The sequence below is a fragment of the Nonomuraea sp. NPDC049152 genome (assembly GCF_040648355.1).
Lineage (GTDB): Bacteria > Actinomycetota > Actinomycetes > Streptosporangiales > Streptosporangiaceae > Nonomuraea.
In genome coordinates, this window is record NZ_JBEZDO010000013.1 from 181430 (window position 1) to 193712 (window position 12283).

The 12283-nt window shown below is 69.4% G+C and carries 11 protein-coding genes; 6 read left to right on the plus strand and 5 right to left on the minus strand.

Translation table 11 applies throughout. The features are described from left to right. Position 1: 1 nt before the first annotated feature. Positions 2-568, minus strand: a complete 567-nt coding sequence (locus AB0B45_RS24435) for a DoxX family protein (RefSeq protein ID WP_358134379.1) — start codon at positions 566-568, stop codon at positions 2-4. A 122-nt stretch (positions 569-690) separates the two neighbouring features. Between AB0B45_RS24435 and AB0B45_RS24440 the strand changes: the two genes are divergently transcribed. From AB0B45_RS24440 to AB0B45_RS24450, 3 genes are read left to right on the plus strand one after another with little or no spacing between them, the layout of a single operon-like run. Continuing rightward, positions 691-1530 (plus strand): metallophosphoesterase, encoded by an 840-nt coding sequence (locus AB0B45_RS24440; RefSeq protein WP_358134382.1) that lies wholly within the window; start codon positions 691-693, stop codon positions 1528-1530. After that, positions 1527-2219: a 4'-phosphopantetheinyl transferase superfamily protein gene (locus AB0B45_RS24445; protein WP_358134385.1), complete on the plus strand. Its 693-nt coding sequence runs from the start codon at positions 1527-1529 to the stop codon at positions 2217-2219. Before AB0B45_RS24440 ends, AB0B45_RS24445 begins: the two co-directional genes overlap by 4 nt. Positions 2220-2271: 52 nt before the next feature. Further along, a complete protein-coding gene (locus tag AB0B45_RS24450; RefSeq protein ID WP_358134388.1) occupies positions 2272-4578 on the plus strand; it encodes an ATP-dependent Clp protease ATP-binding subunit in 2307 nt (768 codons plus the stop codon). 9 nt (positions 4579-4587) lie between these two features. On the opposite strand, the gene AB0B45_RS24455 is transcribed toward AB0B45_RS24450, so the two are convergent. Further along, positions 4588-5283, minus strand: coding sequence for a winged helix-turn-helix transcriptional regulator (locus tag AB0B45_RS24455; protein WP_358134391.1), 696 nt, complete (start codon positions 5281-5283; stop codon positions 4588-4590). A gap of 380 nt (positions 5284-5663) precedes the next feature. On the opposite strand from AB0B45_RS24455, the gene AB0B45_RS24460 reads away from it, so the two are divergent. Next, a complete protein-coding gene (locus tag AB0B45_RS24460) occupies positions 5664-6563 on the plus strand; it encodes an aldo/keto reductase (RefSeq protein ID WP_358134394.1) in 900 nt (299 codons plus the stop codon). Positions 6564-6603: 40 nt separating this feature from the next. Here the strand turns inward: AB0B45_RS24460 and AB0B45_RS24465 are convergent, their stop codons facing one another. Together AB0B45_RS24465 and AB0B45_RS24470 are read right to left on the minus strand one after the other, a co-directional pair. Beyond that, positions 6604-7269 (minus strand): response regulator transcription factor, encoded by a 666-nt coding sequence (locus AB0B45_RS24465; protein WP_358134397.1) that lies wholly within the window; start codon positions 7267-7269, stop codon positions 6604-6606. A gap of 102 nt (positions 7270-7371) precedes the next feature. Next, on the minus strand, positions 7372-8613 hold the full coding sequence (locus AB0B45_RS24470; protein ID WP_358134400.1) for a LeuA family protein: 1242 nt from the start codon (positions 8611-8613) through the stop codon (positions 7372-7374). 204 nt (positions 8614-8817) lie between these two features. On the opposite strand from AB0B45_RS24470, the gene AB0B45_RS24475 reads away from it, so the two are divergent. Further along, positions 8818-9834, plus strand: a complete 1017-nt coding sequence (locus tag AB0B45_RS24475; protein ID WP_358134403.1) for a UbiA family prenyltransferase — start codon at positions 8818-8820, stop codon at positions 9832-9834. Positions 9835-9889: 55 nt separating this feature from the next. Continuing rightward, positions 9890-10993 carry an ATP-binding protein gene (locus tag AB0B45_RS24480; RefSeq protein ID WP_358134406.1) on the plus strand — a complete coding sequence of 368 codons (1104 nt, stop codon included), beginning with the start codon at positions 9890-9892 and terminating at the stop codon, positions 10991-10993. Here AB0B45_RS24480 and AB0B45_RS24485 read toward each other — a convergent pair. Continuing rightward, positions 10942-12276, minus strand: a complete 1335-nt coding sequence (locus AB0B45_RS24485) for an MFS transporter (protein ID WP_358134409.1) — start codon at positions 12274-12276, stop codon at positions 10942-10944. The two genes, AB0B45_RS24480 and AB0B45_RS24485, sit on opposite strands and share 52 nt — an antisense overlap. Positions 12277-12283 lie beyond the last annotated feature (7 nt).

A 12283-nucleotide genomic window follows, 5' to 3' on the forward strand; every position in this document is an offset into this window, starting at 1 on the left:
ATCAGCTGATGAACGGGATGATGGCCACGAAGGCGAGCACCGCGAGCACGATCGAGATCGTCCTGGCGCGGCCGAGGGCCCGGGCGGACAGCTTGCCGTCCAGGGCGAACCTGCCCGCTCCCGCCAGCAGGAGGCCCAGCCCGCCCGCGAGCACGGCCAGTTCCCACTCGAAGCCCTTCGGCATGAAGAAGCCGCCACCCGCGGACAGCTTGATGTAGCTGGAGACCGCCATCGTGACCACCACGATCGCCGCGCCCACCGAGGTGAGCAGCCCTGCCAGGAGCAGGACTCCGGCGATCATCTCGGTGATCGCGGTGATCCATGAGAAGGCGTGGGACGCCCCGACCCCCTTGGAGCCGAGGTAGCCGGCCATCTTGGCGGTGTCCCATCCGGTCCACGTGCCGAACAGGTTCTGCACGCCGTGCAGCAGGAAGGTGGCGCCGAGCGCCACACGAAGGACGAGCAGCCCGGCACCCACCCAGGTGTCCCGGACCGCGGCCGTCGAGCTGGCACTGTCACCGTTCACTCCGCCGTCCCAGTGCCGTGGACGGGCTGCTTCGGTAGCCATACTCGGCAAGGTAGGCAGGCATCGACGGGGCCCGCTCGGCATCTGTCGGCGGGACGACAGCTCACTAGGCAATCGAGCACTTGTCAGGCGATCGTCGGAGTATGGGCGATCGAGGAGGTGTGGTGGCGGGAAGACTGGTCGCGGTCAGCGACCTGCACGTCGCCTACGCGAGGAACCGGGAACTGCTGGAGGATCTGCCTCGCGAGGCGACGGACGACTGGTTGGTGATCGCCGGTGACGTGGCCGAGCGCTGGGAGGACATCGCCTGGGCGCTGACCACCCTGCGCGATCGCTTCGCCAAGGTGGTGTGGGCCCCTGGCAACCACGAGCTGTGGACGGTACCGGGCGACCGCCTCCAGTTGCGGGGTGACGGCAAGTACCGCGCTCTGGTCCAGCTGTGCCGCAGCCTGGGTGTGCTGACCCCGGAGGACCCCTTCCCGGTCTGGACTGGAGAGGGCGGGCCCGTCACGATCGCCCCCCTGTTCGTCCTGTACGACTACAGCTTCCGTACGGCAGGCTGCACCACCAAGCAGGAGGCGCTGGCCCTGGCCCACGAGGCCGGCGTGGTCTGCACCGACGAGTTCCTGCTCCACCCCGACCCCTACCCGAGCAGGGAGGCCTGGTGCCGGGCGCGGGTGGCCGAGAGCGAGCGCAGGCTGGCGGCCTGCGATCCGGACGTGCCGATCGTCATGGTCAACCACTTCCCGCTGGTCCGCGAGCCGACGGCGATCCTGCGCCACCAGGAGTTCGCGCTGTGGTGCGGCACCGAGCTGACTGCCGACTGGCACCGCAGGTTCCGCACGGCGGCGGTGATCTACGGCCACCTGCACATCCCTCGAGTCACCTGGCATGACGGCGTGCGCTTCGAGGAGGTCTCCGTCGGCTACCCGCGCGAGTGGGAGCGGCGTGGCTACCCGCACGACATCTTCCGCCAGGTCCTTCCCGTTCTGGAGCCGGCGTGATCGAGGAGATCCTGCCCAAGGGCGTCGCCGTGGCGGAGTTGTTCGCCGACCGGCCCGGTACCACGCTGTTCGAGGAGGAGGCGGTCGCGGTGCGGCGGGCCGTCGACTCCAGGCGCCGCGAGTTCACCAGCGGCCGCGCCTGCGCGCGGCGCGCCCTGGCCCGGCTCGGGCTGCCGCCTGTCCCCGTGCCCCGAGGCGAGCGCGGCGCTCCTTCGTGGCCCGACGGCGTGGTCGGCAGCATCACGCACTGCGCGGGTTACCGCGCCTGCGCCGTCGCGATGGACACGCAGGTCCTGACCATCGGGATCGACGCCGAGCCGCACGAGCCGCTGCCTCCCGGGGTCTTCGACATGATCTCGCTGCGAACCGAACGTTGGGCGCTGGCCGGACTGCCCTCCGGCGTGCACTGGGATCGCGTGCTCTTCAGCGCCAAGGAGTCGGTCTACAAGGCCTGGTTCCCCCTCACGCGGCGCTGGCTGGACTTCTCGGAGGCCACCGTCACGATCGACCCGTCAGCTGGGACGTTCCACGCCCACCTGTCGAAGATCGCCACTGTCCACGGGGGCGGGCTCCTGACGGAGTTCGCGGGAGGGTGGCGCGTGGCCGACGGTTTCGTCCTGACAGCGATAGCTCACCCGGCGGATCGAGCCGCATCACCTGTGACAGAACCTCTTGCCATGAACCTCTGAACGAGCGAACTTTAGAAAGTAGTAGTAAACGTCGGCCCTCCGGGAGCGAGGAATGTTCGAGAGATTTACCGACCGCGCGCGGCGGGTTCTCGTCCTGGCTCAGGAGGAGGCCAGGAAACTCAACCACGACTATCTCGGCACCGAGCACATCCTTCTCGGCCTGCTCCTGGAGGGACAGGGCGTGGCGGCGCTCGCCCTGACCAAGCTCGGCATCGGGCTGGAAGCGGTTCAGACAGGGGTCGTCTCGATCAGCCTGCCCGGCGAGCGCCCGCATCTCGGGCACATCCCCTTCACCCCTCGCGCCAAGCGCGTGCTGGAGCTGGCGCTCCGCGAGGCGCTCTTCTTCGGCCACGACCACATCGGCACCGAGCACCTGCTGCTCGGCCTGATCAGGGAGGGCGAAGGGGTGGCCGCGCAGGTGCTGGCCACCCAGGGCGCCGACCCCACCGGGATCCGCAACGAGGTCAGCAGGATCCTCCAGGGGGACGAGATAGGGGACGAGGACGACCAGCGGCCCCCTGTCGCGCCGCCCAAGCCCAAGCCCTCCATCCTCGACCAGTTCGGCATGAACATCACCGAGGCGGCCCGCGAGGGCAGGCTGGATCCGGTGATCGGCCGTGAGGAGGAGATCGAGCGGGTCATGGAGGTGCTCTCGCGGCGGACCAAGAACAACCCGGTGCTGATCGGCGAGCCCGGCGTCGGCAAGACCGCCGTCGTCGAGGGCCTCTCCCAGATGATCGCAGAGGGGGACGTGCCCGAGACGCTCAAGGACAAGCAGCTCTACACGCTCGACCTCGGGGCTCTGGTCGCGGGCTCCCGCTATCGAGGCGACTTCGAGGAGCGGCTGAAGAAGGTGCTCAAGGAGATCCGCACCCGAGGCGACGTCATCCTGTTCATCGACGAGCTGCACACGCTGGTGGGGGCGGGGGCGGCCGAGGGTGCGATCGATGCCGCCAACATCCTCAAGCCCATGCTGGCGCGTGGCGAGTTGCAGACCATCGGGGCCACCACGCTCGACGAATACCGGAAATATCTGGAGAAGGACGCCGCTCTGGAGAGGCGCTTCCAGCCGATCCAGGTGGCCGAGCCCTCCCTCACCCACACGATCGAGATCCTCAAGGGGCTGCGTGACCGCTACGAGGCCCACCACCGTGTGTCGATCACCGACGGCGCGCTGGTGGCCGCCGCGCAGCTGGCCGACCGCTACATCAGCGACCGGTTCCTGCCCGACAAGGCGATCGACCTCATCGACGAGGCCGGTTCACGCATACGCATCCGCAGAGGCGCCCATCCCGTGCCGAGCGAGGTGACGGAGGAGCTCGTCGCCGAAGTGCTGGCCAGAGCGACGGGTATCCCGGCCGTCAAGCTGACCGAGGAGGAGTCGCAGCGGTTGCTGCGCATGGAGGACGAACTGCACAAGCGGATCATCGGTCAGGGCGACGCCGTCAAGGGCCTGTCCCGGTCGATTCGCCGCATTCGTGCCGGGTTGAAGGACCCGCGGCGTCCCGGTGGGTCGTTCATCTTCGCCGGTCCTTCCGGGGTGGGCAAGACCGAGCTGTCCAAGGCGCTGGCCGAGTTCCTGTTCGGGGACGAGGACGCGTTGATCTCGCTGGACATGTCCGAGTTCATGGAGAGGCACAGCGTGTCCCGGCTGTTCGGCTCCCCACCCGGCTATGTCGGCTACGAGGAGGGCGGTCAGCTGACGGAGAAGGTGCGGCGAAAGCCGTTCTCGGTCGTGCTGTTCGACGAGATCGAGAAGGCGCACCCGGACATCTTCAACTCCCTGCTGCAGATCCTGGAGGACGGCCGGCTGACCGACGCCTCGGGCAGGGTGGTGGACTTCAAGAACACGATCATCATCATGACCACCAACCTGGGCACGCTGGACATCTCCAAGGGCATCGGGGTCGGATTCGCGAAGTCCGGCGACAGCGAGTCGACCTACGAGCGGATGAAGGCGAAGGTGCACGAGGAGCTCAAGCAGCACTTCCGGCCGGAGTTCCTCAACAGGGTCGATGACATCGTGGTCTTCCACCAGCTCACGCCGAAGGAGATCATCCTCATCCTCGACCTGATGCTCTCGCAGGTGGCCGACCGGATGAACGATCGCGGCATGGGACTGGAGGTCTCCGCGGAGGCCAAGCGGTTGCTGGCCGACCGGGGCTACGACCCGGTCATGGGCGCCCGGCCGCTGCGCCGTACCATCCAGCGCGAACTGGAGGACATGCTGTCGGAGAAGATCCTCTACGGCGAGCTGCGCGCCGGCCAGAACGTGCTCGTCAGCCTGCGACGGGGAGCCCTGCACGTGACCGGCGTGGAAGAGCCCGCGCCATCGCCGGAGGTGCCGGTATCGTCCTGACCTCCCGGTTCAGCGGCTTGGAGCACCGCGCGCCTGGTCGGGCGTCCCCTCGGGCACCAGGCCGAGCAAGGCGCTCACCCGCAGGATCGCCTCCGGGGGGCCCTGCAACGTGAGCCGCCCCGAAACCACGGCGCCGAAAGGCGAAAGCCGCTTGGAACCGATCTCCATGAACGTGCGGGCATCCGTGATCGCGGTCACCGTGGGCGACCCGGAATACCCACCCTCGACCGCGACGGCACTCCCGTCCCTGACGAGAACGTGGAAGCGCACATCATCGACCCGGAACTCGTAGACCTCATCCAGATCGGGCACCCGCGAGTCATCGATCATCGCCTGCACCGCCAGGAACCCCCAGTGCGGCCGCACGACCTCCTCGGGCATCGGCTCGTCCAGGAACGGCAGCCCCCAGCGGGCCAGGCTGAGCACCGGCTCACGCAGCTGCCCGCCGATCTCGGTGAGCTCGTAGCCCCGATCCTTGCCCTGATCGTCGGCCACCTTGCGGAGCACGCCCTCGGCGGTGAGGAACTTCAGCCGCTCGGCCAGGAGATTGGTGCCGACACCCGGCAGCGCGGCGATGAGGTCGCTGTAGCGGCGCGGCCCCAGCAGCAGCTCCCTGATGATGAGCAGCGTCCACCGCTCACCGATGACGTCGAGGGCGGCGGCGAGCCCGCAGTACTGACCGTAGTTACGCCTGGCATGGACCATGCGCCGCCTCCAACGCGCCGACGGTGACCACCTTCACCTCGCCACTCTATTTTATTCAAGTGCCGAGGAGAACCCGCGCAGTCCGTAGCCGCTTGGAGTGCCCGGACGGCCAGGCGAGGGCTGCCCGGGCGAGCAGGCACGAAGGGCGGGCCCCCAAGCTAGGCATTCGCTAAGCGGCCGCGAAGACGGAGGAGCACACTTGAGGCATGCGGGGAGGGCCCGCCCTCCCCGGCGGAAGAGCCAGGGGCAGACGATGACGACTCGGCGACATGGCGCGATCCGCGCCCGGGTGGACGGTGCGGACGAGATCCCGGCCGACTTGTGGCGCGAGCACACCCTCCACACCAGATGCATCGGACTTCGCGTGCTGCTCTGGATTGATGCCTGAGAGCACACCGACCACCGCGCACCTCAGGAAGATCGGCGCGCACGAGCTGACGCTCCCGGCGATCGGCCTCGGCTGCGCGGCCCTCAGCGGCTTCTACGGCGCGGTGAAGGGTGCCGACGGCGTGCGGGTCATCCGGCAGGCGCTCGGACTCGGCATCGCCCTTTTCGAGACCGGCCTCGGCTCGGGCCGGGCCAACGGCGTCCTCCGGCAGGCTCTGCACGGCCGCCGCGACCGCGCCATCGTGGTAGCGGGCGACAAGACGGGGGACGTGGAGGGAGCCTGCGACACATGGCTGCGCGAGCTGGACACGGACCACCTCGACCTGTTCTACGTGAGCCATTCCCCACCGGGGCTGGAAGAGGTGGTGGGCAGGCTCGGCGCCCTGGTCACCGCGGGAAAGGTCCGCCATATCGGGCTCTCCGACGTCTCCGCCGACCAGCTCCGCAGGGCGCACCGGGTTCATCCCGTCACCGCGCTCGTGAGGGAGTACTCCCTCGTGCATCGCGACATCGAGGCGGAGGTGCTCCCCGTCGCGCGCTCCCTCGGCATCGGCGTGATCGCCGGCCGCCCGCTCGGCAGGGGACTCCTCACCGGCAGGATCCGCGCTCCCGAACACCTGGGCTCCGGCGACCCGCGCCGGCTCGACCCCCGCTTCCGTGGCGAGCGGCTACTTCAGAGCGTCCGGCTGCTGCCGCTCGCCGAGGAGATGGCCGCCGAGCTCAACGTCAGCCTGTCCCGCCTGGCTCTGGCCTGGCTGCTCGCCCAGGGAGACGACATCGTGGTGGTCCCGAGCACGCGCAACCCGTTGCACCTGGAGATGAATGTCGCCGCCCAGAACGTACGGCTGACGCCCGAGCAGCGTGCCAGGCTGGAGCGCGTCTTCACTCCCTGAGGCCCGCGCGTCATCCGCGCCGGCCAAGGCAGGAGCCCGATCACCGCCCGTTGTGGACCTTGTCGACCTTGATCAGGGACGCGCTGACGGCCTTGTTGACCGCGTCGATCCTGGACACGGCGCCCAGCTTGACGAAGATGTTGCGCAGGTGCCGCTTGACGGTGGCCTCCGTCAACCCGAGCCGAGAGCCGATCTGGGTGTTGGTGAGCGCCTGAGCGGCCAGGGTGAGCACCTCACGTTCCCGGTCGGACAGCAGGTCCGAGGGTTGACCGTCGACCTGTGCCAGACTCTCTCGGGAGACGGCGAGCAGAACCCGCCCGTCGCCGCATCGGGCGCTGTAGATGGCCGACACGACCTCCTGGATGCTGGCGCTCTTCAGCAGGTAGCCCCTGATCCCCGCGGCGAGCAGGCTGCGGAGCAGTTCCGGCCCGTCGTACATGCTCAGGATCAGCACCTGGGTCTCGGGCGAGTGCCGATGGATGCGGGCCACGGTCGTCGGAGCGTCGTCACCGGGGATCTCGACGTCGAGCAGCACGACGTGCGGCCGTTCCTTGGCCGTGAGGGCGACCGCCGACTCGCTGTCGCCGGCCTCCCCGACCACGACCATCCCGGCCTGTGCCTCCAGGAGCTCGCGCAGCCCCTCCCGGACCAGAACATGGTCATCGACGAGCAAGACCCTGATGGGTTCCTTGGCCTCCCGTGTCATCGCGGTCCATCCACGTGATAGCCCCTCTGGGATGTATCCGGCGTCAGCTGACAAGCCGGACTCAGAGTAACCCACGTCGACGGGCCGGCGCGATGCGTCGCGTCAGCTTCTCGCTCCCGCCATGGCAAGGAGTTCGGAGTCGGTCAGCACCCGGCGGGATCGATGCGCCAGGCGAAGGATGTCGTCGACCACCTCCCCGTCAGCGGGAAGCCCGCGCCGGTGCATCCAGTGCAACACGTTCCACCGGCCACTGGCGGGCCCGATGTCGATCTGCTGTGACCTTCCCACCTCGGAGGCGGGGACGGCGGAGTAGACCCGGTCCGCGAGCCGTAGGTTCCCCGAGAGCTCGGCCTTGGCCACGGCGGCGGCGTGCACGCCGGTCGCGGTGCGGAAGGCGTCGGCCCCGACCACCGGGTAGTCGACGGGGATCGGCCGCTCGCAGGCGGCCGCCGCGAGCGCGCAGTAGTCGGGCAACGCGCGCAGATCACGGGTGTCGCCGGACAGGTGCATGTTCACCAGCAGCTGGTCCATGGCGGTGTTGCCGCAGCGCTCCCCCATGCCGAGCGCGGTGCCGTGCACCCTGTCGACGCCCGCCTCGATCGCGGCCAGCGCGTTGGCCAGGCCCAGCCCTCTGTCGTTGTGCCCGTGCCATTCGATGGGCACGGACTCGAAGCCGTGGCCGGCGAGGATCTCCTCGCTCACGTATCCGACGAGCGTCCTGGTCCCGCGCGGCGTGGCGTGGCCCACCGTGTCGCAGAGGCAGATCCGCTGGGCGCCCTCGTACAGAGCCACGTGGGCGATGAGCCGGAGCATGTCAGGGCAGGTTCGCGTGGCGTCCTCCACCACGATGCACGCCGGAAGATTCTCCCGCCGCCCGAATTGCATGGCCGCCGTGACCGTATTTACCAGATGGTTTTCCGTCCAGCCCTCCGCGTATATCCTAATGGGACTCGTTCCGATAAACGCCATTACCCCGACGGCGCGACCCGTGGCCTGGCTGATTTGGGCTATGGGAATGATGTCTTCCGGGACGGTGCGCGCGGCGCAATGGAGGTCCAGCGGCAACCGCAGGTCCTGGGCGTGCTGAGCGAGCCGGGCGGCGAAGAGCGCGGCCTCGGGCCCGGTGGCCGGCATGCCGATGCTGGCGGCGTCGATCCCCAGCCTGGCCATCAGCCGCAGGAGCTCGGCCCGCTCCTCGAGGGTGGGCTGGCGGACGGAGGGGCTCTGCAGCCCGTCACGCAGCGACTCGTCGTTCAGCTCCACCTGCCCGGCCGGCTGCGTCTCGGGCGGGCGGATGTCTGACCGGTTCCAGTCGAAAATTACCGCGCCTGTTCCGCTTCTCATTTCCGGGAAGCCGTCCTCTCTTATAATAAGATGGCCGAGACGGTAGGCCGACGTTAACAACGGAACGCGACACCAACAAGTCCAGGCCCGAAAGAACGGGTGGCGCGAGGACCGGACAATCGCCGGTATCGAAAGATGTAGGATCCGCTACCCCCTTCGGAGATCTGCATTAACGGAAGTCCTCGGTTGGCTCATAATCACGCCATGGTGACCCAGGAAGCCCTTCCGCACCGCGTCCCCGCTCGTACGCTCCTCAAGTGCCTCGTCGAGGCTCGCCCGTCGGTCCTGGCGATGTACCTGCTCAGATTCGCCACCGGCGCGGCGTTCGGGGTGTCCTCCATGATCGGGGGCTCTGTGCCGGGGGTGGCGGGCGCCACGCCCGAGCGGACCGGGTCGTCGGTGGCGCGGGGTCCCGGAGGAACCGCGGAATGGCTGGGGTGGTCGGCGCCACAGGTGCTGGGCGGGGCAGCGGTATGGGTCCTGGCGATCCTGTCCGCGTACCTGCTCAACGGCGTGAGCGACGTCCAGGAGGACAGGGCCAACGACTCCCGCCGCCCCATCGCGGCAGGCGAGCTACGGCCGGAGTCGGCCGCGGCGGTCGCGAAGGCGGCCGCGGCGCTGTCCCTGGTGGGCGCCGTCCTCCTCGGCCCCACGCTCGCGCTGGCGGTAGCGGCCGTGCTGGTGCTCGGCTACGCGTACTCGATGCCCCCGCTCAGCCTCAAACGCCACGCTGTGGGCGCGGCAGGCACGGGGGTGGGAGCCGCACTCCTCAGCTACGTGGCCGGCTACGCCAGCGTCGCCCAAGGGACGGCACCCGGCACGGGGGCACTCGTGTTCTCGGTCGTGATGTCGCTGTGGGTCGGCCTCGTGGGCACGCTGGCAAAGGACCTCCCGGACGCGCTGGGCGACGCCGCGGCGGGCCGGCGCACGGTCGCGGTGCTGTACGGCGAGCCGCTTCTGCGCCGAATGATGGCGCTCGCGGCCGGCGCCCTGTGTGGCGGCCTCTGGCTGGCCGCGGCGGCCGTCGCGCCGGAACTGGGCCTGGCGGCCTGGGTGTTGACGCTGGGGGCGAGCGTTGTCGCCGCGCTGGCCCTGACCCACGTGACGCGGGGCTGCCGCCCCAGGAAACGCCGCCTGTACCGAGCCTTCATGGCTTCGCAGTACGTGACTCATCTGTGTCAACTCGTGTCAGTCGGCGTACCCTCAATGGTGTCCAGTTGACACCGTTGCTCCCCGCATGGCGGGCTCCGGTTGGTTTGCCGCGAGTGGAGGACCCGTGGCCGCAGACGCCAAACCGCATGGGTCGCCGTGGGACGAGTTAGCCCAGTCCCTGGAGGGGGAGCGAGCCGCGATGCTGCTCGCCTACGAGAGGGAGCTGCACGAGGCAGGCAATCCGATCGTCCGCGAGCGGGAGTCGAGAGCCCAGGCACTGGCCCAGGCGGACGCCACCCTGACCGACCTGATCCGCAGCCTGAGGGACCGGCAGGTCACCATGGAAACCGAGCGGTCGCTGCTCACCAGGGACATCGGGGAGAGCAGGGCCGCGAGCCGACTCGACCCGCGTGACTCGCTTCGGGCGGCTGGCACACTCTTCGAGATCATCCTGGCCCAGGTGGAGCGCCGCGTCGCCACCGAGCGGGGCCCACTGGAGCTGCTGACGCTGACCGCCCTGGCGGTGAACGAGAGCATCAACACCAGGATCAGGGAGGCGGCCAGCGCGTACACCGGCTACCTGCTCAACATCATCCACCAGGCGCATCTCAACGAGCGTCGCCGGATCGCCAGGGAGCTGCACGACCGGGTGGGGCCAGGTCTCAGCGTCGCCCACCGCCAGCTGGAGCTCTTCGAGATGTTCTCCACGAGCGGGCCGACGCGGGCCGCTTCCAGCGCGGGAAAGGCCAAGCAGGCCGTCGGCGAGGCGATGCACAGCCTGCGCGCCGTCACCTCGGAGCTGCGCTTCGAGGACACCGTCACAAGCATGGAGAAGGCGCTGCTCACCTTGACCGAGACGTTGCGCACCGACGAGGTGACCATCAGGGTGAGCGTCAACGGCGACGAGGCGTGGGCGCCGCCTGCCGTACGCGATGAGTCCTTCCTGGTCATCAGGGAGGCCATCCGCAATGCCGTCGCCCACGGCGACCCGGACGTGGTGCTGGTCAGGATCGACATCTCACCGCATGACCTGCGGGCCTCCATCGAAGATGACGGCGTCGGGTTCGAGACCGACCGGGCGGGCAGGGCGCGCAGCGTCGGGCTGTCGTCGATGCGGGAGCGGGCCGAGCTGATGGGCGGCACGCTCACCGTCTCCTCATGGCCGGGTCGCGGCGCTCACGTCGAGCTGCTGGTCCCGCTGCCGGGACGGCGGGAGGCCACCACCTGACCGGCCAGGTCGACCGCGCGGGTCTCCGGCGCGAACAGGACCGCCACCAGCGAGGCCGCCGCCAGCACCACGATCAGGACGGCGAGCGGCCACGACGCCCCACCGGCCGCCTGGACGAGGGCGGCGGCGACGAACGGCGTGGGGCCGCCGAACAGGGCCGCGCTTGTCTCCCGCGCGACCACGACACCGCTGAAGCGATGCCGCGTCTCGAACATCTCGATGAACAGCGAGGCCTGGGCCACGCCCATGGCCACCAGGCCGAAGGCCATCGCCATCGTGGCCGCGGCCACGATGAGCACGGGCCTTCCCGTGTCCAGCAGAAGGACCATCGGCCCGGCGAAGGCCATCAAGAACAGACAGCCGAAGAACCAGACGGGTCGCCGTCCGACCCGGTCGACCAGCCGGCCGAAGAGCGGTACGGCCAACACCGCGGCGGTGCCCGCCACCACGTTGGCCGTCAACCCGACGGCCGGTGGCAGGCCCAGTGTCCGGCTGACATAGGAGAGCAGGTACACCGACACCAGGTAGTAGACCGCGACGAAGGGCCCGTTGGCCGCGAACGCGACCAGGAGGCGGCCGGGCCGGCGGCGGATCAGGTCGCATAACGGCAGCCGGACCCGCCGCTCCGAGGACGCCTGGAACGCCTCGGTCTCGGAGATCCGCGTCCGCGTGTAGAGGCCCACCGCCAGGGTGAGGACGCTCAGCAGGAACGGAACTCGCCAGCCCCAGGCCGCGAACTGGTCCGGGGGCAGGGTGGCGAAGCCGGCGAACATCACGGTGGCCAGCACGATGCCGGCGAAGTAGCCGATGCTCGGCTGCCCGGCCCGCATGCCCCTGCGCTCCCGCGGGCCCGATTCGGCCGCGACGAGTATCGCGCCGACGTATTCGGCTCCGGCGCCGAACCCCTGCGCCACGCGGAGGACGACGAGCAGGATGGGGGCGGCCACGCCGATGGTCTCGTAGCCGGGCAGCAGACCGATGCCCACCGTGGCCGTGCCCATCAGCAGCAAGGTGAGCACCAGGACCGGGACCCGGCCCAGGCGGTCGCCCAGGTGGCTCATCACGATGCCGCCGATCGGTCTGGCAAGCAGGCCGACGGCGAACGTGGCCAGCGAGGCGAGCATCGCCGTGCCAGGCCGGGTCTCGGGAAAGAACTGTTCGCCGAAGACCAGCGCGGCGCCCAGCCCGAACAGCGCCAGGTCGTAGGACTCGATGACGGTGCCCACGACGGTCGCGGTCACGACGCGGGGCCCGGTGTTCACGCGGTCGACATCGGTTGCCATGAAACCC

What these genes read in the sequence shown, in the direction of transcription:
- AB0B45_RS24435 (WP_358134379.1), bottom strand. Translation starts at nt 568, where the DNA reads ATGGCTACCGAAGCAGCCCGTCCACGGCACTGGGACGGCGGAGTGAAC.
- AB0B45_RS24450 (WP_358134388.1), top strand. Translation starts at nt 2,272, where the DNA reads ATGTTCGAGAGATTTACCGACCGCGCGCGGCGGGTTCTCGTCCTGGCT.
- AB0B45_RS24455 (WP_358134391.1), bottom strand. Translation starts at nt 5,283, where the DNA reads ATGGTCCATGCCAGGCGTAACTACGGTCAGTACTGCGGGCTCGCCGCC.
- AB0B45_RS24460 (WP_358134394.1), top strand. Translation starts at nt 5,664, where the DNA reads ATGCCTGAGAGCACACCGACCACCGCGCACCTCAGGAAGATCGGCGCG.
- AB0B45_RS24465 (WP_358134397.1), bottom strand. Translation starts at nt 7,269, where the DNA reads ATGACACGGGAGGCCAAGGAACCCATCAGGGTCTTGCTCGTCGATGAC.
- AB0B45_RS24470 (WP_358134400.1), bottom strand. Translation starts at nt 8,613, where the DNA reads ATGAGAAGCGGAACAGGCGCGGTAATTTTCGACTGGAACCGGTCAGAC.
- AB0B45_RS24475 (WP_358134403.1), top strand. Translation starts at nt 8,818, where the DNA reads ATGGTGACCCAGGAAGCCCTTCCGCACCGCGTCCCCGCTCGTACGCTC.
- AB0B45_RS24485 (WP_358134409.1), bottom strand. Translation starts at nt 12,276, where the DNA reads ATGGCAACCGATGTCGACCGCGTGAACACCGGGCCCCGCGTCGTGACC.